This is a genomic window from Achromobacter pulmonis (genome assembly GCF_021733725.1).
Lineage (GTDB): Bacteria > Pseudomonadota > Gammaproteobacteria > Burkholderiales > Burkholderiaceae_B > Achromobacter > Achromobacter pulmonis.
Window position 1 is genome coordinate 5,667,036 of record NZ_JAIFOT010000001.1, and the last position, 25,838, is coordinate 5,692,873.

The 25,838-nt window shown below is 66.2% G+C and carries 24 protein-coding genes; 11 read left to right on the forward strand and 13 right to left on the reverse strand.

Features of this window, described 5'->3' with window-relative positions:
* Positions 1-61 precede the first annotated feature (61 nt).
* The 5 genes from rplT to K2W61_RS26190 all read right to left on the reverse strand — a co-directional run bounded on the left by rplT (position 62) and on the right by K2W61_RS26190 (position 3,598).
* On the reverse strand, positions 62-421 hold the full coding sequence (gene rplT / locus K2W61_RS26170; RefSeq protein WP_006387998.1) for a 50S ribosomal protein L20: 360 nt from the start codon (positions 419-421) through the stop codon (positions 62-64).
* Between the two features lie 17 nt (positions 422-438).
* Positions 439-636 carry a 50S ribosomal protein L35 gene (gene rpmI, locus K2W61_RS26175; RefSeq protein WP_006387997.1) on the reverse strand — a complete coding sequence of 66 codons (198 nt, stop codon included), beginning with the start codon at positions 634-636 and terminating at the stop codon, positions 439-441.
* A 471-nt stretch (positions 637-1,107) separates the two neighbouring features.
* Entirely contained in the window at positions 1,108-2,649 is a 1,542-nt protein-coding gene (locus K2W61_RS26180) for a YifB family Mg chelatase-like AAA ATPase (protein ID WP_175141879.1), read from the reverse strand.
* 86 nt (positions 2,650-2,735) lie between these two features.
* A complete protein-coding gene (locus K2W61_RS26185; protein WP_175131658.1) occupies positions 2,736-2,987 on the reverse strand; it encodes an accessory factor UbiK family protein in 252 nt (83 codons plus the stop codon).
* A gap of 149 nt (positions 2,988-3,136) precedes the next feature.
* Entirely contained in the window at positions 3,137-3,598 is a 462-nt protein-coding gene (locus tag K2W61_RS26190; protein WP_236756846.1) for a DUF5339 family protein, read from the reverse strand.
* A 545-nt stretch (positions 3,599-4,143) separates the two neighbouring features.
* Here K2W61_RS26190 and K2W61_RS26195 point away from each other — a divergent pair.
* Both K2W61_RS26195 and amt read left to right on the forward strand, forming a co-directional pair.
* Positions 4,144-4,482 (forward strand): P-II family nitrogen regulator, encoded by a 339-nt coding sequence (locus K2W61_RS26195; RefSeq protein WP_006218735.1) that lies wholly within the window; start codon positions 4,144-4,146, stop codon positions 4,480-4,482.
* 31 nt (positions 4,483-4,513) lie between these two features.
* On the forward strand, positions 4,514-5,752 hold the full coding sequence (gene amt / locus K2W61_RS26200) for an ammonium transporter (protein WP_175134232.1): 1,239 nt from the start codon (positions 4,514-4,516) through the stop codon (positions 5,750-5,752).
* 175 nt (positions 5,753-5,927) lie between these two features.
* Here amt and ptsP read toward each other — a convergent pair whose 3' ends face one another.
* The 7 genes from ptsP to rfbD form a co-directional block, all read right to left on the reverse strand.
* Positions 5,928-7,634: a phosphoenolpyruvate--protein phosphotransferase gene (gene ptsP, locus K2W61_RS26205; RefSeq protein ID WP_272909351.1), complete on the reverse strand. Its 1,707-nt coding sequence runs from the start codon at positions 7,632-7,634 to the stop codon at positions 5,928-5,930.
* Positions 7,635-7,743: 109 nt separating this feature from the next.
* Entirely contained in the window at positions 7,744-8,013 is a 270-nt protein-coding gene (locus tag K2W61_RS26210; protein WP_175134231.1) for an HPr family phosphocarrier protein, read from the reverse strand.
* A 109-nt stretch (positions 8,014-8,122) separates the two neighbouring features.
* A complete protein-coding gene (locus K2W61_RS26215) occupies positions 8,123-8,524 on the reverse strand; it encodes a PTS sugar transporter subunit IIA (protein WP_054432359.1) in 402 nt (133 codons plus the stop codon).
* 16 nt (positions 8,525-8,540) lie between these two features.
* Complete coding sequence (gene gshB, locus K2W61_RS26220; RefSeq protein ID WP_175141881.1) at positions 8,541-9,533, reverse strand: glutathione synthase; 993 nt, start codon at positions 9,531-9,533, stop codon at positions 8,541-8,543.
* 163 nt (positions 9,534-9,696) lie between these two features.
* Complete coding sequence (gene infC / locus K2W61_RS26225; RefSeq protein WP_175134241.1) at positions 9,697-10,248, reverse strand: translation initiation factor IF-3; 552 nt, start codon at positions 10,246-10,248, stop codon at positions 9,697-9,699.
* A gap of 20 nt (positions 10,249-10,268) precedes the next feature.
* Complete coding sequence (thrS, locus tag K2W61_RS26230; RefSeq protein ID WP_236756847.1) at positions 10,269-12,221, reverse strand: threonine--tRNA ligase; 1,953 nt, start codon at positions 12,219-12,221, stop codon at positions 10,269-10,271.
* A 334-nt stretch (positions 12,222-12,555) separates the two neighbouring features.
* On the reverse strand, positions 12,556-13,470 hold the full coding sequence (rfbD, locus tag K2W61_RS26235; RefSeq protein ID WP_175134228.1) for a dTDP-4-dehydrorhamnose reductase: 915 nt from the start codon (positions 13,468-13,470) through the stop codon (positions 12,556-12,558).
* Between the two features lie 296 nt (positions 13,471-13,766).
* Here rfbD and K2W61_RS26240 point away from each other — a divergent pair, with 296 nt between their 5' ends.
* Positions 13,767-14,501, forward strand: coding sequence for a response regulator transcription factor (locus tag K2W61_RS26240; protein ID WP_175134227.1), 735 nt, complete (start codon positions 13,767-13,769; stop codon positions 14,499-14,501).
* Positions 14,502-14,552: 51 nt separating this feature from the next.
* Here K2W61_RS26240 and hemN read toward each other — a convergent pair whose 3' ends face one another.
* Positions 14,553-15,977, reverse strand: a complete 1,425-nt coding sequence (gene hemN, locus K2W61_RS26245; RefSeq protein ID WP_175134226.1) for an oxygen-independent coproporphyrinogen III oxidase — start codon at positions 15,975-15,977, stop codon at positions 14,553-14,555.
* Positions 15,978-16,173: 196 nt separating this feature from the next.
* Between hemN and K2W61_RS26250 the strand changes: the two genes are divergently transcribed.
* From K2W61_RS26250 to K2W61_RS26285, 8 genes are all read left to right on the forward strand, one after another.
* Positions 16,174-16,437 (forward strand): hypothetical protein, encoded by a 264-nt coding sequence (locus tag K2W61_RS26250; RefSeq protein WP_175134225.1) that lies wholly within the window; start codon positions 16,174-16,176, stop codon positions 16,435-16,437.
* A gap of 370 nt (positions 16,438-16,807) precedes the next feature.
* On the forward strand, positions 16,808-17,542 hold the full coding sequence (locus K2W61_RS26255; RefSeq protein ID WP_236756848.1) for a FadR/GntR family transcriptional regulator: 735 nt from the start codon (positions 16,808-16,810) through the stop codon (positions 17,540-17,542).
* A 102-nt stretch (positions 17,543-17,644) separates the two neighbouring features.
* The gene (locus tag K2W61_RS26260; protein WP_236756849.1) at positions 17,645-19,354 is read left to right on the forward strand and encodes a thiamine pyrophosphate-binding protein; all 1,710 of its coding nucleotides are present in this window, start codon (positions 17,645-17,647) and stop codon (positions 19,352-19,354) included.
* 17 nt (positions 19,355-19,371) lie between these two features.
* Entirely contained in the window at positions 19,372-20,613 is a 1,242-nt protein-coding gene (locus tag K2W61_RS26265) for a Zn-dependent hydrolase (protein WP_236756850.1), read from the forward strand.
* An 18-nt stretch (positions 20,614-20,631) separates the two neighbouring features.
* Entirely contained in the window at positions 20,632-22,131 is a 1,500-nt protein-coding gene (locus K2W61_RS26270) for an aldehyde dehydrogenase (protein ID WP_236756851.1), read from the forward strand.
* Positions 22,132-22,326: 195 nt separating this feature from the next.
* Positions 22,327-23,901, forward strand: coding sequence for an ABC transporter substrate-binding protein (locus K2W61_RS26275; RefSeq protein WP_175134220.1), 1,575 nt, complete (start codon positions 22,327-22,329; stop codon positions 23,899-23,901).
* Positions 23,902-23,992: 91 nt separating this feature from the next.
* A complete protein-coding gene (locus K2W61_RS26280; RefSeq protein ID WP_175134219.1) occupies positions 23,993-25,000 on the forward strand; it encodes an ABC transporter permease in 1,008 nt (335 codons plus the stop codon).
* Positions 24,997-25,836, forward strand: a complete 840-nt coding sequence (locus K2W61_RS26285) for an ABC transporter permease (protein ID WP_175134218.1) — start codon at positions 24,997-24,999, stop codon at positions 25,834-25,836. Before K2W61_RS26280 ends, K2W61_RS26285 begins: the two co-directional genes overlap by 4 nt.
* Positions 25,837-25,838 lie beyond the last annotated feature (2 nt).

The following is a 25,838-nucleotide window of genomic DNA, read 5'->3' on the forward strand; positions in this document are numbered from 1 at the left end:
AACGCAAACGGGGCCTTTACAGCCCCGTTTGCAGCGATGCGCGATGAGTTAAAGCGCGCGATCAGGCAGCCAAGGCAGCCTTGGCTTGCTGCACGATGGCGGCAAAGCCGGCCTTGTCGCGCACGGCCAGATCGGCCAGGACCTTGCGGTCGAGTTCGATCGCAGCCTTCTTCAGGCCAGCGATGAACACGCTGTAGCTGACGCCATGTTCGCGGACCGCGGCGTTGATACGCGTGATCCACAGCGCGCGGAAGGTGCGCTTCTTGTTGCGGCGGTCGCGGTAGGCGTATTGGCCAGCGCGCATGACCGCTTGCTTGGCGATACGGAACACATTACCGCGGCGGCCACGGTAACCCTTGGCGGCGGAAATGACTTTCTTGTGACGTGCGCGGGCGGTAACGCCGCGTTTGACGCGAGGCATAGTAGATCTCCCTTAGATCAAGCGAAAGGCATCATGGCTTTCACGGAAGCCACGTTGGTCTCGTGAACCGCCGCAGAACCGCGCAGTTGACGCTTGTTCTTGGTGGTCTTCTTGGTCAGGATGTGACGCTTGAACGCCTGACCACGCTTGATGGATCCGCTGCCGCGAACCTGAAAGCGCTTTGCGGCGCTTTTCTTGGTTTTCATCTTGGGCATGATGATTCCCTAAACTGAAACGCATTGTTGATTTACATGACGCGAGGTGCTTGTCGCAAGGCGGTTGGCGCCGCGCCAGCCACAAGGGCGGGAACGTTCGGCCTACACCATTGCGGCAAAACTTGAGGACCTCTTGCCACTTCTGGGGTACTGCTTTGGGGTACTGCTTTGGGTTACTGCTCTGGGGTTACTGCTTTTGGCGTACTGCAAACCACGTACTGCCATAACCACCCCCCAACCGGGAAACACCACCAGGGCGCTCCCGGCTTTCAGGCCCACTTCCGGGCCCACTTTCAGGCCCTTCCCCCGGCGGCCGCGGCAAAAAAGATAGCCTGGATCCGGGAAAGCCTTTGATTATATGGTGATTTCCCTGAGTTTGTCGAGCCGGCGCACACATCCGGAGCGTAGGCCCCGACATAAGCAGGGACGGAACCGACAGCGACGGCGGACGGCCTCGGGAAAGACCTGCCATCATAGCCCTGACCGGCGGTACTGCACCGCCTGGGCCACGTGACTGGCCGCCAGCGTGTCCGCCCCATCCAGATCGGCAATGGTGCGGGCGACGCGCAAGGCGCGATGCAAGGCCCTGCCGGAGCCGGCCAGCTGCCGCATCGCCTGCAGCAGCAATGCCTGCGCGGCTGGCTCGAGCACGCAATGACGCTCTAGTTCGGCCCCGGCCAGGCCGGCGTTGGGCTTGCCCTGGCGCGCCAACTGGCGTTCGCGGCAATGCGCCACCCGTGCCCGGACCGGCGCCGAGGCTTCGCCCGGCGCGCCCTGCAGGCTGTCAAGATCGGGCGGCGGCAGGGTCACATGCAGGTCGATGCGGTCCAGCAGCGGCCCCGAGACCTTGCCGGCATAGCGCGCCACCTGATCCGGCGTGCACTGACAGGCGCGGCGGGGGTGCCCGCGCCACCCGCAAGGGCACGGATTCATCGCGGCCACCAGTTGGAAGCAGGCGGGGAATTGCGCGGTATGCAGAGCGCGGGCGATGATCACCCTGCCCGTCTCCAGCGGCTCGCGCAGCGCCTCGAGCGTGCGCCGGCTGAATTCGGGCAACTCGTCCAGGAACAGCACGCCATGATGGGCCAGACTGATCTCGCCGGGCCGCGGCCGGCCGCCGCCGCCCACCAGGGCGAAGGCCGACGCCGAATGGTGCGGCGCGCGGAACGGCGGCGTGCCCATGCGCGTATCCGGCGCGCCCGCCAGCGCGGCGATTGCCGCGACCTCGAGCGCCTGGGTGCGCGCCAGCGGCGGCAACAACCCCGGCAGGCGTGCGGCCAGCATGCTCTTGCCAGCCCCGGGCGGCCCCACCATCAACAAGCTGTGGCCGCCGGCCGCCGCGACCTCCAGGGCGCGCCGCGCCCCAGGCTGGCCGCGCACGTCCGACAGGCAGGGTGCGGGCGGGGCCTCGGGCCAGGCAGCCGGCATCGCGTCCGGCAAGCGGCACAGGCCCGCGACATGGGCCGCCACATCCGCCAGGCTGCGCGCCGACAGCACCCGCAGCCCCTCCACCCAGGCCGCCTGCTCGGCACTGCCGGCGGGCAGGATCAGCGTGGCGCCGGGCGACTCGCGCGCCACGCTCAGCGCAATCACCAGCGCGGCGGAGACAGGCACCAGCGCCCCCGTCAGCGACAGTTCGCCCGCCAGCACCAGGCCGGCCAGCAGCGGATCGGGCGCGGCCTCGGCCACGCCCCTTTCCGCCGCGTCCGCTTCGCCCTGCTGCGCCAACTGCCCCGCCGCCAGCAGCAGGCCGACGGCGATGGGCAGATCGAAACGGCCGGACTCCTTGGGAATATCGGCCGGAGACAGATTGACCGTGATGCGGCCGGCGGGGAAATTGAAGCCGCTATTGATGATGGCTGCGCGCACGCGCTCGCGGCTCTCGCGCACCTCGGTATCCGGCAGGCCCACCACATTGAAACTGGGCAGGCCCGGCCCCAGGTGGGTCTCGACCCGCACCGCGTGGGCGTGCAGGCCGCAGAGGGTGCGGCTGGCGATTACGGCAAGCGTCAAGGCGGTCTCCGGTAACGATCGAAGACCAGTATGCCGAAAACGAATACGGCCGCGATTGCGGCCGTGGCAAAAACATCCCGCGCCGATTACTTGTCCAGGGCGGACAGGCGCGACTCCAGCTGCTCGACCGTGGCGGCCAGTTGATCGACGCGCGCACGGGTGCGCGCCAGCAGGTCGGCCTGCACGTCGAACTCTTCGCGGGTGACCAGGTCGAGTTTCGAAAACGTCTGCGTCATCATGGCGCGCACATTGCGCTCGACGTCCGCCGCCGGGCTGCGGGCGATCAGGTCGGAAATGTTCTTCTGGATGTCTTCCATCCACTGGGTGCGGTTGTTCATAGCGGCCTCACGTGTTCTCGATCCCTTAAGTGTAGTGCTTTCCCGACATCGGCCGCGGGCAAAAAAAAGGGCGGGCCGCATGCGGTGACCGCCCATCAAAGCACAGGAGAAAACCGGGCCGCCTTGGGAGCGACCCCCTACCAACATCGTTACGGACAACCCATCTGCGTTGCCGACTGCGCGAACAGATCGGCCGACTGCTTGCACTGCGCCGCCAACTGCGTCTTGTCGCTGATCGTCGCCCACTGGGTCTTGGCGGCATCGAGCTGCTGCTTGAAGCTGGCCGCTGCGGGATTGGAAGCGCCAAGCTTGTCCATGCAGGCGCTGACCTTGGTCAGGTAAGCATCACATTCGGCCGGCAAGGCGGCGGACGCGCCAGCAGGCGCACCCGAGCCGGACGGCGCGGTGGTGGCCGGCGGCGTGCTGGCCGCGGGCGGCGTCACAGCCGCGGGCGGCGTGCTGGCCGCCGGCGGGGCAGCCGGCGGCGTAGCGGAGGGCGCCGGCGTGGACGATGCCGCGGGCGGCGCCACCGCCTCATCGCTCTTGTTGCAGCCGGCCAGCGCGGCGGCCAGCGCCAGCATGATGCAGGCCTTGGCTTGGATCGTCCTCATGCCTCTATCCTTTATTGGTTCTTGGTATTCAGAGAGCCGCGGCGCCAGATCCCAATTGCCGCAACCCGACCAGGCCCGCATACCGCAATGAACTGGACTTGATTCTTCTTCAGCCCACCGTTCGCAACAAGCTCATCCGTGTAAACCCTCGTATCACGCCCCGCCCCCGTTTTACGCCCTGCTCCGACGCATCTGCCGGCTACCGGTCACATCGATATCTGGCACGCGAAGCCCGGCCCGCAACGCTCGGCGGCCGGCGGCCTGCGCCCGGACGCCAGCCGCGTCAACGCCAGCAAGCGTGCCGACATGCGGGCAGGCCGGCATCAACTCGCAACAAATGGCGGCGGCAAAACATATCCCGTTGCATTCCTCACCACAACCGCGCCATGCACCGCATTGATGCTGACTCCTGGTGCATGACGCACTATATTGGTGCAATCAGGCACAACCAAAGCGCCTGCCCGCCCGCCTTCCGGGCGTCACACCATATGGCATGGAATTTGCTTGATGGACGATGCCAACGTGCAACCATGAGAGGAAATGCCATGAAACTCATCATCGCCATCATCAAGCCCTTCAAGCTCGACGAAGTGCGGGTGGCTCTATCCGGGATCGGCGTCCAGGGCCTCACCGTTACCGAAGTGAAGGGATTCGGGCGCCAGAAGGGCCATACCGAGCTCTATCGCGGCGCCGAATACGCCGTCGACTTCCTGCCGAAACTGCGTGTCGAGGCCGCCGTGCCCGACCACCTTGTCGACCAGGTCATCGAAGCCATCGAGCAAGCCGCCCGCACCGGCAAGATCGGTGACGGCAAGATCTTCGCCGCCCCCCTTGAACAAGTGATCCGTATCCGGACTGGCGAAGCCGGCGAAGCTGCGCTGTAGACAAATAAGAAAGACTCATTGGAGCCTGAAAATGGATAAAGCAGATATCTCCTGGTTGCTCGTCTCTACCCTCCTCGTATTGATGATGGCCGTACCCGGTCTGGCGATGTTCTATGGCGGCCTGGTACGCAGCAAGAATGTGCTGTCGGTGCTGCTGCAAGTAATGTGCACGTTCGTGCTGGGCCTGGTCCTCTGGTTCATCTACGGTTATTCCCTCGCCTTCACCGAAGGCAACGCGTTCTTCGGCGGCCTCTCGCGTGCGTTCTTCTCCGGGATGTTCAATCCGGCCGATGGCAAGTACGCCATGTCGAACTCGCTGACCGAACTGCTGTTCGCCTCGTTCCAGGCCACGTTCGCCGGCATCACCTGCGCGCTGATCGTGGGCAGCTTCGCCGAGCGCGCCCGCTTCTCGGCGGTGCTGGTGTTCACGGTGATCTGGTTCACGTTCGCCTACGTGCCGATCGCGCACATGGTCTGGTTCGCCTCGGAAACGGCGCCCGGCCTGCTCAACGCCAAGGGCGCGCTGGACTTCGCCGGCGGCACCGTGGTGCACATCAATGCCGGCGTCGCCGGCCTGGTGGGCGCGTATGTGATCGGCAAGCGCGTCGGCTATGGCCGTGAAGCGATGCAGCCGCACAACCTGCCGATGACGTTTGTCGGCGCCGCGCTGCTGTGGGTCGGCTGGTTCGGCTTCAACGCCGGCTCCGCGCTGGCCGCCAACGAAAACGCCACCCTGGCCTTCTTCAACACCATGATCGCCACGGCTGGCGCCGTGCTGGCCTGGCTGTTCACCGAATGGGCCATCAAGGGCAAGCCCTCGATGCTGGGCGCCGCCTCCGGCGCCGTTGCCGGCCTGGTCGGCATCACCCCCGCGGCCGGCCTGGTCGGCCCGGTTGGCGCGCTCATCATCGGCGTGATTGCCGGCGTGGTCTGCGTGTGGGGCGTCAATGGCCTGAAGCGCCTGCTCCGTGCGGATGACGCGCTGGACGTGTTCGGCGTGCACGGCGTGGGCGGCATCGTCGGCGCCCTGCTGACCGGCGTCTTCAACGCCCAGGTACTGGGCGGCCCCGGCCTGGCCGAACCTGGCATGATCATGGGCCAGTTGTGGGTGCAGCTCGAAGGCGTGCTGCTGACCATCGTCTGGTCGGGCGTGGTCGCCTGGATCGCCTACAAGATCGCCAACGCCCTGTGCGGCCTGCGCGTGCCGGAAGACCAGGAACGCGAAGGGCTGGACGTCACCAGCCACGGCGAATCGGCCTACCACAGCTAATTCCGCCTCGCGCCACGGCGCGGACGGCAACAGCAAGCCCCCTGCCAGCCAGGGGGCTTTTTTTTCGGCCCGCTGGCGGCCAAGCGCCCGGGCCCGCCCTGCTCGCCCCAGAAAAAACCCGGCGCGTGCGCCGGGTTCTTGATGCGGGGCACGGCCTCGCGGGCCGCCGCCCGGGTCACAGGTCCAGGGTATCCAGATCCACCGGCAAGGCCCGGTTCAGGGCGCTGGCGACCTTCACGCGCAACGCATTGGAATGGGCGCGGCGCACCTCCCGCTTGACGTCCAGCAGCTGCTGCGGGTGCATCGAGAATTCGGTCAACCCCAGGCCCAGCAGCAAACGCGTCATGCGCGAATCGCCGGCCATTTCGCCGCACACGGCTACCGGTTTGCCCGCTCTTTCGCCCGCGTTGATGGTGTGGGCAATCAACCGCAGCACCGCCGGATGCAAGGGGTCATAGAGCGACGCCACGTCATGGTCGCCGCGGTCAATGGCCAGCGTGTACTGGATCAGGTCGTTGGTGCCGATCGAGAGAAAATCCAGCGCCTGCGCGAAGGGTTCGATGGCGATGGCGATGGCCGGCACCTCGACCATGGCGCCCACTTCCATGTGCGCCGCGTAGGGCTGGCCGCGCGCATCCAGTTCGCGCCGCGCCGACTCGATGGCCGCCCGCGTCGCCACCACCTCGTGCATGTGCGCGATCATCGGGATCAGCAGCCGCACCGGCCCGTGGGCCGACGCCCGCAGAATGGCGCGCAACTGCGTCGCGAACATCTCCGGACGCGCCAGGCAATAGCGGATGGCGCGCTGGCCCAGCGCCGGATTGGTGGCCACGGTAGCCTCGCCATCCAGCGTCTTGTCCGAGCCGATGTCCAACGTGCGGATGGTGACCGGACGGCCCGCCATCACCTTCACGACGGACGAGTAGGCCTCGTACTGCTCTTCTTCGCCCGGCAGATCCGGGCGCCCCATGAACAGGAACTCGCTGCGGAACAGGCCAATGCCGTGCGCTCCCGAGGCCAGCGCCAGCGCCGCTTCTTCCGGCAGTTCGATGTTGGCATGCAGGACGATGTCGATGCCATCCAGCGTGACGGAAGGCTCATCGCGCAACAGGCTCAGTTCGGCGCGCTCGTCGGCATAGTCGGCCTGGCGGCGGCGGTATTCCTGCATGATGCGTTCCGACGGATTGACCACCACCGCGCCAGCGGCGCCATCGATGATCAGCATGTCGCCGTCGCGCACCAACTCGCGCACATTGCCCATGGCCACCACGGCGGGCACACCCATGCTGCGCGCCACGATGGCGGTATGCGAGGTCGGTCCACCCAGGTCGGTGACGAAGGCGGCGAAGCGTCCGCCGCGCAGGCGCAGCATGTCGGCTGGCGAAATGTCATGCGCCACCACCACCAGCGCCTCGTCGCCGCCCATGTGCGACATGTCTGGCAGGATCACGGACGTGCCCGACAGCACATGCAGCACCCGCTCGATCACCTGGCGCACATCGGCGCCGCGTTCGCGCAGGTACTCGTCTTCCATGGCGTCGAACTGCTGGCCCAGGATCTGGCCCTGCGTGGTCAGCGCCCATTCGGCGTTGTAGTGCCGCTCGGCAATCAGCGCCAGCGTCTGTTCGGCCAACAGCGGATCGCCCAGCAACAGGCTGTGCACATTCAGCATGGCGCCCAGCTCGCGCGGCGCATCGGCCGGCAGGGTATCGGCCAATTGCAGCAGTTCCTGCTGGGCCGAGGCCAGCGCCTCGGTCAGGCGGCGGCTTTCGGCCGGCACGTCCTCGGGCGATATGCGGTAGTGCGCCACTTCCAGCGCCGCCGCCCCCATGACCACCGCGCGGCCGATGGCGTAGCCGCGCGCCACACCCTTGCCGTACAAACAAATAACGGGGCTGGCAGAGCCAGCCCCGTCATGCGTATCGACCGCGGTAGCGCCCGCGGACATGCCGGCCCGGACAATGTCCGGGCCGGCGGATTCGGAAGCGCTGCTATTCCTGTTCACCGAATTTGCTATCGAACAGAGTTTCAATTTCGGAGAGCGCCTGTTCGGCATCGTTGCCGGAGGCCTCCAGTTTGACCGTCACGCCCAACCCGGCGGCCAGCATCATGACCCCCATGATGCTCTTGGCATTGACACGCTGCGCGCCCCGGGAGATGAAGATCTCGCTGGAGAACTTGCTGGCAAGTTGCGTCAGTTTGGCGGCCGCCCGCGCATGCAAACCCAATTTATTGCTGATGACAATGTCTTTATTAGGCATAGGAATTATGATGACCGCGGCATCACACCGCAGTTGGTGATTGCAGCAAATTGTCCAAGCGCTCGTCGGCTTGAAATATTAGCCGAAATATAGGACAAATTCCTGCCCGTCAGTCTACCCGCAATACCCCTTGCACCCCGCCCGCGAGCGCCTTCTCGCGTGTCTCGGCCAACGAGAGATTCCGGTAGGTCAGCGCGCGCAGCAGCATGGGGGTGTTCAGGCCCGCCAGTACGCAGCACTGGATACCCTGCGCCTGCGCGTCGGCCACGGCCCGCTTGGAGATATTCGCGGGCGTGGCACCGATCAGGTCGGTCAGCACCAGCACCCCGCCGCCGTGATCCTGCTCAAGGATGTCCTTGAGCACGGCCGGAGCCAGATCGTCGGGCCGGTCCTCGGGCTGAATGTCGTGGATTGCCAACATGCCGTCAAGGTTACCCATGACGTGGCTGGCGCACTCGCGCATCGCCGCGCCCAGGGGCGCGTGCACCACAATGACGATACCCGTGGTCATGGCTGGTTCCGGCGATTCAGGCGGCGGCCGCGGCATCGGCGGCCGTCATGGCCCCGGTGGCCACGGCCTTTTCCAGCGCCTGGACGAACATGCCGGCGACGTCGAAACCGGTCTGCTCGGCGATCTCCACGAAACAGGTGGGGCTGGTGACGTTGACCTCGGTGACGTAGTCGCCGATGACATCCAGGCCGACCAGCAGCAGGCCGCGCTCGGCCAGCTTGGGCGCGACGGCCTCAGCGATCTCGCGGTCGCGCGGCGACAGCTCCTGCGCCACGCCCCGGCCACCAGCGGCCAGGTTGCCGCGGGTTTCGCCGGCCAGCGGGATGCGCGCCAGCGAATACGGGACCGGCTCGCCGCCGATCAACAGGATGCGCTTGTCACCCTTGACGATCTCGGGAATGTAACGCTGCGCCATGATGGTGCGCGCGCCGTTGTCGGTGAGCGTTTCCAGGATGGCGTTCAGGTTCGGGTCCTTGGGCTGCAGGCGGAACACGCCAGTGCCGCCCATGCCGTCCAGCGGCTTGACGATGACGTCGTGGTGCTTGTCGTGAAAGGCCTTCAGGCGCGCCATGTTGCGCGTCACCAGCGTCGGCGCGGTGAACTCGCTGATCTCGGTGATGGCCAGCTTTTCGGGATGGTTGCGGATCGCCGCACCGCCGTTGAACACCTTGGCGCCCTGCGCTTGGGCGTATTCGAGCAGGTGGGTGGAATACACGTATTCCATGTCGAAAGGCGGGTCTTTACGCATCACCACCGCGCCGAAATCGGCCAGCGGCAGGTCCTGGGAGGCAGACTCGCGCCACCAGTCGTGGCCGTGCAGGTCGGCGCCTTCCACCAGCTCGATGGGCGTGGTGACAGCCTTGACCGTGCCGGCCTCGATGTAAAGATCGCCCTGCATGGCCACACTGAGCGTATGGCCGCGCGCCACCAGGGCACGCATCATGGCGACAGAACTGTCCTTGTACGCCTTCAAGAGCGGCAAGGGATCCAAAACGAACAAAACATGCATCGCGACACCCCGAACGTACGCCGCCTTCCCTTTCGGGAAGGCGGCTATCAATGACATCGTAGCGCAGAGCCGCCCAATAAGCGAACCCGCCGAACATGGGCTGGACGGCGGGTCGCGGGAAGGAACGGCCAGGCCTATCCAGAAGGAAAGGCCGGCAGGAGCTTTACGCCGCCGATTCCGGCTTGCCCGCGGGGGGAGCCTTCTTCTTGGGCGCCAGCACCATGACCATCTGACGGCCTTCGAGCTTCGGCATGGCTTCGACCTGGGCCAGTTCCAGCAGATCGTCGCGCACCCGCTCAAGTACCCGCATGCCCAGTTCCTGGTGAGCCATTTCACGGCCACGGAATCGCAGGGTCACCTTGGCCTTGTCGCCTTCCTCGAGGAAGCGGCGCAGATTGCGCAGCTTGACCTGGTAGTCGCCCTCGTCGGTGGCCGGACGGAATTTGACTTCCTTGACCTGGATGACCTTCTGCTTCGAGCGAGCTTCGGCTTGGCGCTTCTGCTCTTGGTACTTGAACTTACCGTAGTCCATCAAACGGCAGACCGGCGGCTCGGCGTTCGGCGCGATTTCCACCAGATCCACGTCGTTTTGCTCGGAAAGACGGAACGCGTCGGCGATCTTGACGATGCCCAGCTGTTCTCCGTCCAGACCTATCAGGCGCACCTCGGGGACGCGGATTTCACCGTTGATGCGATTGGCTTTTTCAGTGGCGATGTTGAAAGCTCCTAGAAATGTTAAGCAGCGCTGCCATCGGGTTGATTGACGTCGCGGCGGGTGGATACGTCTTCGGACAGGCGGGCGACGAAGTCGTCGAACGCGATGGCACCGAGGTCCAGACCGCCCAATCCGCGTACGGCGACGGTGCCGTTCTGCTTCTCCTTGTCGCCGACGACGAGGATGTACGGCACCTTCTGCAGGCTGTGCTCCCGAATTTTACGAGTGATTTTTTCACCGCGCAAATCGGACTCGACCCTAAAGCCTTGTTTTTTCAGGCTTTGCGTGATTTCGGCCGCATAATCGGCCGAAGGTTCGGAAATGCAACACACCACGGCCTGCACCGGCGCCAGCCAGGGCGGCATCGCGCCGGCGTGGTTTTCGATCAGCATGCCGATGAAACGCTCGAGCGAACCCAGGATGGCGCGGTGCAGCATCACGGGCGGACGACGCTGGTCGTTCTGGTCCACGTACTCGGCGCCCAGGCGCACAGGCATGGAAAAGTCGACCTGGATCGTACCGCACTGCCAGTGGCGGCCGATAGCGTCCTTCAGCGTGTATTCGACCTTGGGGCCGTAGAACGCGCCCTCTCCGGGGGAGATCTCGAATTCGCAGCCAGTGCGGCGCAGGCTTTCCATCAAGGCCTGTTCGGCCGTGTCCCAGACCTCGTCCGAACCGATGCGCTTTTCCGGACGCGTGGCGACCTTGTACAGCACCTCGGTGAAGCCGAAGTCGCGGTAGACCTTCTGCAACAGGGCCGTGAAGTCGGCGCATTCGTCCTGGAGCTGCTCTTCGGTACAGAAGATGTGGCCGTCGTCCTGCGTGAAACCACGCACGCGCATCATGCCGTGCAGCGAGCCGGACGGTTCGTTGCGGTGGCACTGGCCGAATTCGCCGTAGCGCAGCGGCAGCTCGCGGTAGGAATGCAGGCCGGCATTGAAGATCTGCACGTGACCCGGGCAGTTCATCGGCTTCAGGCCATAGACGCGGTTCTCGGACTCGGTCGTGAACATGTTTTCACGGTAGTTGTCCCAGTGGCCGGTCTTTTTCCAGAGCGAGATGTCCAGGATCTGCGGCGCTTTCACTTCCTGGTAGCCGTTGTCGCGGTAGACCGAGCGCATGTACTGCTCGACCTGCTGCCACAGGGCCCAGCCCTTGGGGTGCCAGAAAATCAGGCCGGGCGCTTCGTCCTGGAAGTGGAACAGGTCGAGTTCGCGGCCGATCTTGCGGTGGTCGCGGCGCTCGGCCTCTTCCAGCATGTGCAGGTAGGCTTCCTGTTCTTCCTTGGTGGCCCAGGCAGTGCCGTAGATGCGCTGGAGCATCTCGTTCTTGCTGTCGCCGCGCCAGTAGGCGCCGGCCACCTTCATCAGCTTGAAGACCTTCAGCTTGCCCGTGGACGGCACGTGCGGGCCGCGGCACAGGTCGATGAACTCGCCTTCGCGATACAGGCTGAGCGGCTCGTTCGAAGGAATCGAGGCGATGATCTCCGCCTTGTACTTTTCGCCGATGCCCTTGAAGAACTCGACGGCGTCGTCGCGCGACCAGACTTCGCGCGTGACGATCTCGTCCTTCTTGGCCAGTTCGGCCATCTTCTTCTCGATGGCGGTCAGGTCTTCGGGCGTGAACGGGCGCTTGTACGAGAAGTCGTAGTAGAAACCGTTGTCGATCACCGGGCCGATGGTGACCTGGGCGTCGGGGAACAATTCCTTGACGGCGTAGGCCAGCAAGTGCGCCGTGGAATGGCGGATCATGTCCAGGCCGTCAGCGTCCTTGGCAGTCACGATGGCCAGGCGGGCGTCGCCCTCGATGCGGTAGCTGGTATCGACCAGCGTGGGGTCGGCGCCGTCAAAGGTCACGCGGCCGCCCAAGGCGGCTTTGGCCAATCCCGCGCCGATCGACTGCGCCACCTCGGCGACCGTGACCGGCCCCGGGTATTGGCGCTGCGAACCATCGGGCAATGTGATCTGTACCATCGGGAGTGCTTCCTGGGGTTCTTGGGGAAAAATCGAAATTCAGAAACGAAAAACGCGGCTGGTAGCCGCGTTTATCTGGTTGTCTTGCTGAGTCCTACCGCTGACCTGACACGGTGAAACCCGACGCACGAAAAACTAACGCGACATAGGGCGAAAGTTCCGGGTCGTAGTTCGTGCCAGCGGAAAAAACATGGTGCCTGGGCCTTGAGGGTGGACTTGGTGCCGCGCCACCGGTGCGATTGAAGCGCGGTCGGTGGAGCTTATCGTTGCCGATTGTAGCACCCTTTGCGCCTATCTCGTGACATTTGCGCGACAGCGGCGGCCCGTGACGGCTTCAGGCCAGATTGCGGCTATCCGCAATCGTGGCCAGCGCGTGTCTCACACCGTCCTCCCAATGCGGCGCGAGGATACCGAAAGTGCGTTCCAGCAGCCGGCTGTCGAGCCGCGAATTGGCCGGCCGGCGCGCCTTGGCGGGATATTGGTCAGAGCGCACCGCCACGATGTCGCCTGGCGTCAGGGTGACGGCCAGGCCGGCGCGGCGCGCCTGCTGCGCGATGAAACAGGCGTACTCATGCCAACTGGCATCGCCGGTGGCGGCCAGGTGATACAGGCCGAACGGGAAAGCCGCATGCGCCGGCCGCGCCAGGTAGCGGGCCAGCATCAGCGCGGTGGCATCGGCGATGTAGGCGGCGCCGGTCGGGGCGCCGCGCTGGTCGCTCACCACCCTGAGCGTTTCTGGCTGGCGCAGCGCCAGCAACATGGTCTTGAGGAAGCTGTTGCCAAATACGCCGTAGACCCACGATGTGCGCAACACCAGGTGCGCCGGGTTCATGGCGCAGACCGCCCGCTCGCCGGCCAGCTTGCTGCGGCCATAGGCGTTCAGCGGCGCCGGCGCGTCGCACTCGTCATAGGGACCGGCCTTGGCGCCGTCGAACACATAGTCCGATGAATAGTGGACGATGAGCGCGCCGCGCTCGGCCGCCAGGGCCGACAGTTCGCCCGCCGCCTCGGCATTGATGCGCATGGCGCGCACGGTGTCTTCCTCGGCGCGCTCGACGGCCGTGTAGGCCGCGGCATTGACGATGATGTCCGGCTTCTCGCGGCGCACCAGCCGCGCGATCTGCAGCGGATAGGTCAGGTCGCAATCGGCGCGCCCGAATGCCGCCACGCGGCCCAGCGGCGCGAGGCTGCGCCGCAGTTCGAAACCCAATTGCCCATCCCTGCCTAGTATCAGAATCTTCTTGGACATGCGCTGCCCACCGCCTTGCCTGTCTTGCGCCACCGGCCAGCGAACGCCGGGCCGGAATATCGACGCGATTTTATTCCTCGCCACGCCAGTCAAAGCATGGCCGGGATTAACGTCGCATCACGGTATCACAAACGTAGTTTTGTCTGATTCATGTTTAGTTTTGGGCAATACGACGCCGTAAGACCATAAGCTTCACACTCGAATTTCGGACTGGTTACGGCGAGTGTGCAGTCCCAGCAGCCTTCGGGCGCACACCCTTTTTACCGACGTTTTCCCGTCCATTCTGTGGAGTCTTGATGAATACTGCCTCAGCGCCGGATGCCGCCGCCTCTGCCGAGCCGCGCTCCCACGATGCAGGTGACCGCCCCAATTCCCGCAAGCACCTGCTGCTGTCGCGGCCGCCCCCTGTCATCCGGGTGGCGATCCTCGATGACCATCCCGTCGTGGCGCTGGGCCTGGGCGCCTACCTGGATGCCCGGCCCGGCTTTCGTGTCATCCACCAGGAAACCTCGGCCAGCCGGCTGCTGGACAAGCTCTCCAGCACGCCCTGCGACGTGGCCCTGATCGATTTCTACCTGCCCCAGGAACCCTGGGATGGCGTCAATTACCTGCGCCGCCTGCGGCGCTATCACCCCAACCTGGCGATCATCACCTTCTCGGCGGGCAATCGCCAGGAAACCCAGTATGCGGCGTATCGCGCCGGCGCCAACGGCTACCTGGCCAAGCAATGGGGCATGTTGCTGCTGCCCGAGATGATCCACGGCGTCCTCAGCAAGAAAGATCCTTTCCTCTCGGTGCACGACGGCAAGATCCGCCCCCTGTCGCCGCGCCCGCCCCACGCGATGCTGACCACCTCCGAGGTCGAGGTCCTGCGCCACATCAGCCAGGGAATGTCGGTGACTCAGATCGCCGCGCGCCTGAAGCGCAGCAAGAAGACCGTCAGCACTCACAAGCGCCGCGCCATGCGCAAGCTGCAACTGTCCGACGACCTGGCGCTGGCCTTGTTCCTGCGCGAGAAATTCGCCGAATAGGCCTGCGCCGCAGTCCGGCTTTGCCGGCTGCCCGCCTGGGCGGCCGGCCCGTCAGATGATGCGCGAATAGCTGGCCGCCGTGCTGGCGTTGCGCAGATAGCCATCGAAGGTCATGGCTACGGCCCTGACGAAATACCAGCCCAGGCCGGTTACGCGTAATTCGCCGGCACGCAGGTTGACCAGGCCGAGTTCGGCCAGATTGGCCACCTGCGACAGCTCCGGCCCGAAATAGTCCCCAAACCGCAAGCCATGCCGCGCCTCGACGCCGGCAAAGTCCACCCTGCCCTGGCACATGATGTCCATGATGACGTCGCGCCGCGCCAGGTCATCGGCATTGAGCGCCAGCCCCCGCTCGACGGCGAAATGGCCCGACTCGATGGCCGCGTAATAGCTGTCCAGATCCTTGGCGTTCTGGCTGTAGGTATTGCCGATGCGGCCGATGGCCGACACGCCCAGCGCCACCAGGTCGCGGTCGGGCTGGGTACTGTAGCCCTGGAAATTGCGATGCAATTGGCCGCGCTGTTTGGCGATCGCCAGGGCGTCCGTGGTCAGCGCGAAATGATCCATGCCGATGTAGGTATAGCCCTGCTTCAGGAACCCCTCGATGGCCGCGCTGAGCAGGCCGACCCGGGTGGCGCGGTCGGGCAGATCCTCCGGATTGATGCGGCGTTGCGGCTTGAAGCGCTCGGGCAGGTGGGCGTAGGCGTAGAGCGCGATACGGTCGGGCCGCAATGCGCTGACCTGCTCGATGGTGCGCGCGAACGACGCCGTGGTCTGCAGCGGCAGGCCGTAGATCAGGTCGACGTTGATCGAGGCATAGCCCAACGCCCGGGCGCTCTGCATCAGGTCGCGCACCTCTTCGAACGACTGCACGCGATGCACGGCGACCTGCACTCTGGGGTCGAAGTCCTGCACGCCGAAGCTGAGCCGATTGAAGCCCAGTGCGCGCAGCGTTGCCAGGCGCTGCGGCGTAGCCGTGCGGGGGTCCACCTCGATGGAGATCTCGGCGTCGGGCTCGAAGCGGAAGGCCGCGCGCAGGTCCGCCATCAGTCGATCAAGCTCTTCATCGGCAAGAAAGGTCGGAGTGCCGCCGCCGAAATGCAGCTGCGACACAGGCATGCCCGGCCCCAACTCGGCCACGTGCAGGGCGATTTCCCGCGCCAGCGCATCCAGGTAGCGCGCCGCGCGGTCGTGATGGCGGGTCACGACCTTGTTGCACGCGCAGTAATAGCAAACCGAATCGCAGAACGGGATATGCACGTAGAGCGACAACGGTTCCGGCGTACAGGCCGCGCGCCGCTGCCCGAGGGCCTGGCGATACTCGGCCTGGCCAAACGCCTGGTGGTAGCGGTCGGCAGTGGGATATGAGGTATAGCGGGGGCCGTTCTTGTCCAGCCGCGCGAGCAACTGGGGGGGAAAGAAAGGTTCGGCGGCGGCCGACGGGTCGGCGACTGAGGGGCTGAGGGTGGCTTGCATACCTCGAATTATTCGCCTGCGCCGACCCGCGGGGGTTGATCTGGCGCAAACGTGGCCGGCGCCTGCTGCGAGGACGCAACGCGCCAGGCGTGACACGGCCGCCGGACCCGGTCCCGCGCCGCCGGCAGCCGCGGGGCGGAACCGAGACCCATGCCCCGTAAAATGCCCGCATTTCCCCATGACAAGGACATTCCCCGTGGATACCGAACTCGACGGACGCCTGCTTGCGCTGCGCCAGGCGCTGGCGATCGCCATCGCCCTTTCCACCCGCGGCAGCCCGCAAGCCACCGACATGGCCCTGGAACTGCTGGGCGACCTGAAGGCCAACCTGGACGATGCGCCGTCGGACAGCCCCTTTGAAAAGCCCGAATGGGCGGTTGGCGCGCATGACGAGCTGGAGGGCATCGCGCGCCTGGTGCGCGCTTTCACCCAGACCCCCGAACCGGGCGCTGACGCCTGATCCCTTCGGCGCCGCGTGCGCCGTCAACGCACGGCGCCGCTTGACCTTCGGGCGCCGCGCATGCGCCGCGCGGCCCGCCCGGCGCGTTTCTCTCACTGCCGCCGCGCCGATTCCACCGGGCCGGCCCGCAGGACAAGCCCCCGCGGCGCCGGGTCCTCCGGCCTTGCCGTGGCCCTGCCACGCTTGAACGCCTCCTCCCGCCTCGCATTCGGCCTCATCGATCACCAGACAACTGGCCTGACCACCAGATAGGAAGACGGGAAATCCCTCTGATCGTTTTCCCTTTATTCCCTGAATTTCGCTTCTATTTCAACGACAAGATACCTATATTGGTGGCCTGACCACCTGACCAAGATTTTGCAGTACCGCCATGAGCACCTTCCAAGCCGTCGCCGTCACCCGCCTCTATCGCATGATCGCCGACCAGATCGCCGGGCGCATCCGCGCGGGCGATTTTCCGCACGGCGGCCGCTTGCCTTCCGAGCGCGAGCTGGCCGAACAATTGCAGGTGAGCCGGGCCTCGATCCGTGAAGCGCTGATCGCCCTGGAGATCGAGGGCTACGTGGAGGTGCGGGTGGGCACCGGCGTATTCGTCACGGCCAGCCGCGAAGCCGCCCCCGCCGCTCCAGGCGGCGCGTCTGCGGCCATCCAGGACGACATCGGCCCCTTCGACCTGCTCGAAGCGCGCATGTTGATCGAACCCGAGTGCGCGGCGCTGGCCGCGCAGCAAGGTTCCCCGGCGCAGATCGCCGCCATCCGCGCGGCCCATGAGGCCATGTCGCTGACCGACGCGCCAGGCTGGCATGACCGCGAATTCCACAGCGCCATCGCCGCCGCCTGCGGCAACGCGGCCTTGGCCGCCACGGTGGCCCATCTGTGGAACCTGAGCCTGGCCAGCCCGGTGTTCAGCCGCATGCAGGATTACTTCGTCAATACCAAGGTATGGGCGGTGGCCCACGCCGAGCACCAGCGCATCCTGACCGCCATCCTGGCGCGCGATCCGATCCGCGCGCGCCACGCCATGCATGCGCACCTGATCGGCATCCTGGCCCGGCTGCGGGAAGACTTCGGCGATGACGACGGGAGCATCCGGCCCGACATCTAGGCCCCGCCCGCCTTCGTCCCGGCGGCGCCGGCCGCCGCTTGCCTTGCCACGAACCCCAGCCCGCGCCCTGCGCGGCCAGCCCCCCCCCCCGGGAGTGTTTGCATGACGGTTGTATCCCCCCCGCTGCGCAACGGCGGCCAGATCCTGATGCAGCAACTGCGCATCCACGGCACGCGCCGGATCTTCATGATCCCCGGTGAAAGTTATCTGCCCTGCATCGACGCGCTGAACGAGCACCGTGACGCCATCGAACCGGTGGTCTGCCGGCAGGAAAGCGGCGCGGCCTACATGGCCGAGGCCTACGGCAAGCTGACCGGCGAACCCGGCGTCTGTTTCGTCACCCGCGGCCCGGGCGCCACCAACGCCAGCATCGGCGTGCACACCGCCTTCCAGGACTCGACGCCCATGATCCTGTTCGTCGGCCAGGTCGGCAACGATTTCTACGAGCGCGAAGCCTTCCAGGAAATCGACTACCGCCGCATGTTCGGCCAGATGGCCAAGTGGGTGGCACAGATCGACCGCACCGACCGCATCCCGGAATTCGTGGCGCGCGCCTATGCCACCGCCACCAGCGGCCGTCCCGGACCGGTGGTGCTGGCGCTGCCGGAAGACACGCTGTGGGGCACCGCCGCGGTGGCGGACATGCCTCGCTACCAGCGCGTCGCCGCCAGCCCCGGTCTGTCAGACCTGGAACGCATGCGTCAATTGCTAGACCAGGCCGAGCGGCCCGTGATGGTGCTGGGCGGCAGCGGCTGGAATGCCGGCGCGATCCAGCAGATCGCCGCGTTCGCCGAACGCTTCGAACTGCCGGTGGCGACGGCCTGGCGCCGGCTCGAATGCTTCGACCAGCGCCATCCCAACGCCGCCGGCCAGATGGGCTGGGGCATGACCGAAGCGCTGCGCGCGCGCATCAAGGCGGCCGATCTGATCCTGGCGGTCGGCACGCGTCTGGGCGAAGCCACCACCGAAGGCTATCAGTTGATCGAGAGCCCGCTGCCACGCCAGGCGCTGATCCACGTCTACCCGGATCCGCAGGAGCCGGGCCGCGTCTTCGCCCCGACCCAGGCGATCGCCGCCAGCGTCGCCGGCTTCGCGCAGGCGGTGGCGACGCTGCAACCGGCCCACGCCACGCCGCGCGCCGCGGCCGTGCGGGCGGCTCACGCTGAATACCTGGATTCGCTCAAGCCCTTGCCAGCGCCCGGCCCGCTGGGTCTGGACGCCGTGGCCGCGCAGGTCAACCAGCGCCTGGCCCCGGATGCCTGCATTACGGTGGGCGCAGGCAACTACGCGCTGTATCCGCACCGCTACCGCCAGTTCACCGGTCTGGGCACCAGCCTCGCGCCGACCGTGGGGTCGATGGGCTATGGCCTGCCGGCGGCCGTCTCGGCCAAGCTGGAGCACCCGGACAAGACCGTGGTCTGCTATGCCGGTGACGGCTGCTTCCAGATGAACCTGCAGGAGTTGGGCGTGGCCCAGCAGTACCGGCTGGGCATCGTGGTGCTGGTGTTCAACAACGGCATGTGGGGCACGATCCGCGCGCACCAGGAGCGCGAATTCCCCGGCCGCCCGATCGCGCTGGGCTTCGAGAACCCCGACTTCACCCAGATCGTGCGCGGCTACGGCGGCTATGGCGAGGCCGTCGAACGCACCGAGGATTTCGCCGCGGCATTCGACCGCGCGCTGGCCTACGCCGAGCGCGAACGGCGCCCCGCGCTGCTGGAAATCCGCTACGACGCCGACGGCATCGCCCCCGGCCAGACGCTTACCGCTATCCGCGAGGCGGCGCTGGCGCGCAACGCCGCCGCCCACTAACCCGAACGAGGCTCCCCATGACTACTACCCTGTCCGTCAACGGCAACCGGCTCTGGCAATCCCTGATGGATCTGGCCGAGATCGGCGCCACGCCCAAGGGCGGCAATTGCCGCCTGGCCCTGACCGCGCTCGACGGCCAGGGCCGCGATCTGGTCACCGGCTGGATGCGCGACGCCGGCCTGACGATCCGCGTGGACCAGGTGGGCAATATCTTCGCGCGCCGCGCCGGCCGCAACGACGCCCTGCCGCCGGTGATGACCGGCAGCCATATCGACACGCAGCCGACCGGCGGCAAATTCGACGGCTGCTTCGGCGTGCTGGCCGGCCTGGAAGTGATGCGCACGCTGAACGACGCGGGCGTGCAGACCGAGGCGCCGCTGGAACTGGCCATCTGGACCAACGAGGAAGGCTCGCGCTTCGTGCCTGTGATGATGGGCTCGGGCGTGTTCGCCGGCAAATTCCCGCTGGAGACCGCGCTGAGCGCGCGCGACGCCAAGGGCCTGACGGTGCGCGATGAGCTGCAGGCCATCGGCTACGCCGGCCCCGACCCCGTTGGCGGCCGCCCGGTGGATGCCTATTTCGAGGCCCACATCGAACAGGGCCCGATTCTGGAACATGAAGAAAAAGTGATCGGCGCGGTGACCGGTTCGCTCGGCCTGCGCTGGTACGACATCACCGTGACCGGCATGGAGATGCACGCCGGCCCCACGCCCATGGGCATCCGCCGCGACGCGCTGTACGCCGCCAGCTACCTGGTGCAGGCCGTCATCGACATCGCCAACGCCCACCAACCGCACGGGCGCGGCACGGTGGGCGAGATCCACGCCCACCCCGGTTCGCGCAACGTGATCCCGGGCCAGGTGCGCCTGACCGCCGACCTGCGCCACGAAGACGAAGCCACGCTCACGCACATGGACCAGCAATGGCGCCAAGCCTGCCGTGATATCGCCGAGCGGTACGGCGTGCAGGTGGACGTAAAGGACGTGCAGTACTTCCGCCCCACCCCCTTCGATCCCGACCTGGTGGAAAAGGTGCGCCAGGGCGCCGCGCAGCGCGGCCTGCCGGCCATGGACATCGTCACCGGCGCCGGCCATGACGCCGTCTACATGGCCGCGGTGGCGCCCACCGCCATGATTTTCGTGCCATGCAAGGACGGCATCAGCCACAACGAAATCGAAGATGCGCAACCCGCGCACCTCGAAGCCGGCTGCAATGTGCTGCTCGATGCCATGGTGGCCCGCGCCAACGCCGCGCGCTGAAACGACGAGGACCCTGTCATGACCCTGCATACCCTCGAATACTGGCAAGCCCGCGCCGCCGCGCTGACGCTGCGCGGCCAGGCCTACATCGACGGCGCCTATGTCGACGCCGCCGACGGCGCCACCTTCGCGGCCACCAGCCCGATCGACGGCCGCAAGCTGGCCGACGTGGCCGCCTGTGGCGCGGCCGACGTCGACCGCGCCGTGGCCGCCGCCCGCCGCGCCTTCGAAGCCGGCATCTGGTCCGGCCTGGCGCCGCGCGAACGCAAGGCTCGCCTGATTCGGCTGGGTCAGCTGATCAGCGAGCACACCGAGGAACTGGCGCTGATCGAGACCCTGGACATGGGCAAGCCGATCCGCGACGCGCTGGCCTTCGACCTGCCCGAGACCGCACACTGCTATGCCTGGTACGGCGAAGCCATCGACAAGCGCTATGACGAGATCGCGCCGACCGGCGCCAACGCGCTGGCCACGGTCACGCGCGAACCCTTGGGCGTCGTGGCGGCCGTGGTGCCGTGGAATTACCCGCTGCTGATGGCCGCCTGGAAAGTCGCGCCGGCTCTGGCCGCGGGCAATAGCGTGATCCTCAAGCCGGCCGAGCAATCCTCTTTGAGCGCGCTGCGGCTGGCCGCGCTGGCCGAGCAGGCCGGCATCCCCGCGGGCGTCTTCAACGTCGTGCCCGGCACCGGCCCGGTCGCCGGCAGCGCGCTCGGCCTGCACCCGGACGTCGACTGCGTGGCCTTCACCGGCTCCACCGCCACCGGCAAGCGCTTCATGCGCTATTCGGGCGAATCGAACCTGAAGCGCGTGTGGCTCGAATGTGGCGGCAAGTCGCCCCACATCGTGTTCGAGGACTGTCCGGACCTGGACCACGCCGCGCTGATCGCCGCGCTGGCAATCTTCTCGAACCAGGGCGAAGTCTGCATCGCCGGCTCGCGCCTGTACGTGCAGGATGCCATCTATGACACGTTCATGGAGAAAGTGGCCCGGCACGCCGCCGAGATGCGGCCAGGCAATCCGCTCGATCCGGCCACGGCCCTGGGCGCCATGGTCGACGAGCGCCAGACGCGCGCGGTCATGGCCCGCATCGCGGCCGGTCAGGCCGAAGGCGCCACGCTGCGCGTCGGCGGCCGCCAATTGCACGGCGACAGTGGCGGCTTCTACATCGAGCCGACCATCTTCGACTGCACCGACGCATCCAGCCCGCTGTTGCGCGAGGAGATCTTCGGCCCGGTGCTGGCGGCGCAACGCTTCCATACCGAGGACGAGGCCATCGCATTGGCCAATGATTCCGCGTACGGCCTGGGCGCCGGGCTCTGGACCGCCAACCTGGGGCGCGCGCACCGCCTGTCGCGGCGCCTGCGCGCCGGCCTGGTCTGGGTCAATTGCTATGCCGACGGCGACATCACCGTGCCGTTCGGCGGCGTCAAGCAATCGGGTTTCGGCCGCGACAAATCGCTGCATGCGCTCGACAAGTACAGCGACCTGAAAACCACCTGGATAGACATCACCCGATAGCGTGCCGCGCATGCACCCAGTCTATCGCCGCATTGGTGCGCGGCGCCGCATCTGCACCCATACGTAGCATTGTTGTAGCAGCTCCACCCCGCAGTTCCCCGAGAAACAGGTGGCACGAGGTTTGCTTATCACTACCGGCACGTGCCGTGTGACAGGCGGCCACCTGACAACCCTCTTCCAGCCTGGAGGCTCGCAGTGAAATCGAAGACTTGGTTCTCCCTCAGCATCGGCGCCCTGGTTCTGGCGGCCGCCTTGCCGGCCACGCAGGCCCTGGCCCAGACCAAGGGCGGTACGCTCAACATGATCGTCCAGCCCGAGCCGCCCGTGATCGTCACGGCCATCAACCAGCAGGGCCCGACGCAATTCGTCGCCGGCAAAATCTATGAAAGCCTGCTGACCTACTCGACCGACCTGAAGCCGCAACCCGGCCTGGCCAAATCGTGGGAAGCGTCGCCCGACGGCCTGACCTACACCTTCCACTTGCAGGACAACGTCAAATGGCATGACGGCAAGCCGTTCACGGCCGACGACGTGGTCTTCTCGCTGGCCGACATGCTGCCCAAGACCCATGCGCGGGCCCGCGTGATTCTCAACAAGTTCGTCGCCTCGGTGCAGGCCACCGATCCGAAAACCGTGGTCATCAAGCTGAAGACGCCGTTCCCGGCGTTCATGCTGATGTTCGAACCGGGCTTCGCGCCGATGATGCCCAAGCACATCTACGCCGGCACCGACTACATGACCAATCCGGCCAACCAGAAGCCGATCGGCACCGGCCCGTTCATGTTCAAGGAATGGAAGCGCGGCGAATACATCAAGCTGGTGCGCAACCCCGACTACTGGAAGCCGGGCAAGCCCTACCTGGACGAACTGGTGTTCAACGTGATTCCCGACGCGGCCTCGCGCGCGGTGGCGTTCGAGCGCGGCAGCGTCGACGTGCTGCGCGGCGGCGACGTCGACAACGTCGACATCAAGCGCCTGCGCGCGCTGCCCAAGGTCGAGTACACCACCGCCGGTTGGGAAATGTTCTCGCCCCAGGCCTACCTGATCTTCAACATGCGCAAGCCGCCCTTCGACAACGTCAAGGTGCGCCAGGCGGTGATGGCCGCGCTCAACCGCAAGATGGTGGTCAACAACATCTTCTTTGGCCTGGGCAAGGTGGCCACCAGCCCCTTCGTGACGACCGAGATGTTCTACGACAAGAACATGCCGCCCCTGCCGTTCGACATGAAGAAGGCGCGCGCGCTGATCAAGGAATCGGGCATCAAGCCCGAGGACTACACCATCCGCCAACTGAGCTTCCCGTATGGCTCGACCTGGGACCGCCTGGGCGAATACACCAAGCAGGCGCTCGAACAGCTGGGCTTCAAGGTCAATCTCGAATCGACCGACGCCGGCGGCTGGGCCAGCCGCACCGGCAACTGGGACTTCGACCTGACCACCAACTTCACCTACCAGTACGGCGACCCCGCGCTGGGCGTGCAGCGCCTGTACATCTCGTCCAACATCGTCAAGGGATCGCCGTTCGCCAACGTGCAGGGCTACAGCAACCCCGAGACCGACAAGCAGTGGGAAGCCGCCGCCTCCGAGGTCGATCCGGCCAAGCGCCAGGCGATCTACAGCAAGCTGCAGACCACCCTGGTCAACGAAGTCGCCAACGGCTTCCTGGTGGACATGGAGTTCCCCACGCTGTATCGCGCCAACGTCAAGAACCTGGTCAAGACGGCCATCGGCCTGAACGAATCGTTCGACGACGTCTACATCGAGAAGTAAGCGCCGCAAGCCGCGGGCGGCGCCACCCGGCCCGCCCGCGGCGCCCGGCCGCGCGACGGACGCCAGCGCCCGTCCACGGAGGATCCAGAGCATGAAATTCCTGTCTTTCCTGGTTTCACGCATCGGCAAGGCCCTGGTGGTCGTGCTGGGCGTGGTCATCATCAATTTCTTCCTGATCCGCCTGGCGCCGGGCGACCCCGCCGCCGTGCTGGCGGGCCAGGCGGGCGCGGGTGACGCCGCCTATGTCGAGCAACTACGCGTCGCGTTCGGATTGGACAAGCCCGTGCTGACGCAACTGTTCCTGTACCTGAAAGGCGTGGTCCAACTGGACCTGGGCTTTTCCTATCGCAACCATGTGCCGGTGCTGGACCTGATCGTCGAACGCCTGCCCGCCACCTTCCTGCTGATGTCCTGCGCCTTCCTGTTCTCGATCGTGCTGGGCGTGCTGCTGGGCGTGGTCGCGGCCAAGGCGCGCTACCGTAACAAGCGCCGCTGGATCGACAGCTCGGTCATGACCGGCGCCCTGCTGCTCTATGCCACGCCGCTGTTCTGGTTGTCGCTGATGGGCATCCTGCTGTTCTCCGTGGTGCTGGGCTGGCTGCCCGCCTTCGGCATGGAAACGGTAGGGGCCGGCCTGACTGGCTGGGCCCGCGCCGCCGACATCGCCCAGCACCTGATCCTGCCGACCGTGACGCTGGGCTGCTTCTTCATGGCGGTGTACGTGCGCCTGACGCGCGCTTCGATGCTGGAAGTGATCGGCATGGACTTTGTCAAGACGGCGCGCGCCAAGGGGGTGAGCCCCGGCCGCGTGATCCGCGCCCACGTGCTGCGCAATGCGCTGCTGCCGGTCATCACCTTCGCCGGCATCCAGCTGGGCCAGATGGCCGGCGGCGCGGTGCTGACCGAAACCGTGTTCGCCTGGCCCGGTATCGGCCGGCTGATGTTCGACGCGTTGCTGCAACGCGACTACCAGCTGCTGCTGGGTATTTTCCTGGTGACCTCGATCATGGTGGTGGTGTTCAACCTGTTGACCGACGTACTGTACCGCCTGATCGATCCGCGCATCAGCGCGGGCGCGCAACAAGGAGCCGCGGCATGAAGCAATTCGCCCGACGCTATATGCGCAACTATGGCGCGGTGGCCGGATTGGCCATCATGCTGGTGGTGGTCATCGTGGCGCTGGCCGCGCCCCTGCTTTATCAGGATTCGCCCTGGATGATGGTGGCCGATCCGCTGATCCCGCCTTTCACCGACGCCGCCTATCCGTTCGGCACCGACATGCTGGGCCGCGACATCACCGCCGGCCTGGTGTGGGGCGCCCGCGTCTCGCTGATGGTGGGCCTGCTGTCCACGGCGGTGGCGCTGGTGTTCGGCATCGTCGTGGGCGCCATTGCCGGCTACTGCGGCGGCCGGGTCGATGACGCGCTGATGCGCTTCACCGAGTTCTTCCAGACTATCCCGCAACTGGCGATGGCGGTGGTGCTGGTGGCGATCCTGGGCCCCTCGATGTATTCCATCATGGGCGCGATCGCGGTGGTGTCATGGCCGCCGGCGGCGCGGCTGGTCCGGTCCGAGTTCATGACCCTGAAACAACGCGAGTTCGTGCAGGCGGCCATCGTCATCGGCCAGACGCCGGCGCGCATTGTCGGCACACAGATCCTGCCGAACGCCATGTCGCCCATCATCGTGTCGGCCTCGTTCATGGTGGCTACCGCCATCCTGACCGAATCGTCGCTGTCGTTCCTGGGACTGGGCGACCGCAACGAGATGAGCTGGGGCTTCATGATCGGCGCCGCGCGCACCATGATCCGCGAAGCCTGGTGGATGAGCGTGTGGCCGGGCGTGGCGATCCTGCTGACCGTGCTGGCCATCAACCTGATCGGCGAAGGCCTGAACGACGCCCTCAACCCGCAACTGCGCAAGCGCGGCGAATAGGA

Coding starts and splice junctions, on each gene's coding strand:
- amt (WP_175134232.1), top strand. CDS start 4,514: ATGGATAAAGCAGATATCTCCTGGTTGCTCGTCTCTACCCTCCTCGTA.
- K2W61_RS26280 (WP_175134219.1), top strand. CDS start 23,993: ATGAAATTCCTGTCTTTCCTGGTTTCACGCATCGGCAAGGCCCTGGTG.
- K2W61_RS26190 (WP_236756846.1), bottom strand. CDS start 3,598: ATGAGGACGATCCAAGCCAAGGCCTGCATCATGCTGGCGCTGGCCGCC.
- K2W61_RS26185 (WP_175131658.1), bottom strand. CDS start 2,987: ATGAACAACCGCACCCAGTGGATGGAAGACATCCAGAAGAACATTTCC.
- rfbD (WP_175134228.1), bottom strand. CDS start 13,470: ATGTCCAAGAAGATTCTGATACTAGGCAGGGATGGGCAATTGGGTTTC.
- K2W61_RS26270 (WP_236756851.1), top strand. CDS start 20,632: ATGACCCTGCATACCCTCGAATACTGGCAAGCCCGCGCCGCCGCGCTG.
- hemN (WP_175134226.1), bottom strand. CDS start 15,977: ATGCAAGCCACCCTCAGCCCCTCAGTCGCCGACCCGTCGGCCGCCGCC.
- K2W61_RS26195 (WP_006218735.1), top strand. CDS start 4,144: ATGAAACTCATCATCGCCATCATCAAGCCCTTCAAGCTCGACGAAGTG.
- K2W61_RS26215 (WP_054432359.1), bottom strand. CDS start 8,524: ATGACCACGGGTATCGTCATTGTGGTGCACGCGCCCCTGGGCGCGGCG.
- K2W61_RS26255 (WP_236756848.1), top strand. CDS start 16,808: ATGAGCACCTTCCAAGCCGTCGCCGTCACCCGCCTCTATCGCATGATC.
- thrS (WP_236756847.1), bottom strand. CDS start 12,221: ATGGTACAGATCACATTGCCCGATGGTTCGCAGCGCCAATACCCGGGG.
- rplT (WP_006387998.1), bottom strand. CDS start 421: ATGCCTCGCGTCAAACGCGGCGTTACCGCCCGCGCACGTCACAAGAAA.
- K2W61_RS26285 (WP_175134218.1), top strand. CDS start 24,997: ATGAAGCAATTCGCCCGACGCTATATGCGCAACTATGGCGCGGTGGCC.
- K2W61_RS26210 (WP_175134231.1), bottom strand. CDS start 8,013: ATGCCTAATAAAGACATTGTCATCAGCAATAAATTGGGTTTGCATGCG.
- K2W61_RS26265 (WP_236756850.1), top strand. CDS start 19,372: ATGACTACTACCCTGTCCGTCAACGGCAACCGGCTCTGGCAATCCCTG.
- K2W61_RS26260 (WP_236756849.1), top strand. CDS start 17,645: ATGACGGTTGTATCCCCCCCGCTGCGCAACGGCGGCCAGATCCTGATG.
- K2W61_RS26240 (WP_175134227.1), top strand. CDS start 13,767: ATGAATACTGCCTCAGCGCCGGATGCCGCCGCCTCTGCCGAGCCGCGC.
- gshB (WP_175141881.1), bottom strand. CDS start 9,533: ATGCATGTTTTGTTCGTTTTGGATCCCTTGCCGCTCTTGAAGGCGTAC.
- rpmI (WP_006387997.1), bottom strand. CDS start 636: ATGCCCAAGATGAAAACCAAGAAAAGCGCCGCAAAGCGCTTTCAGGTT.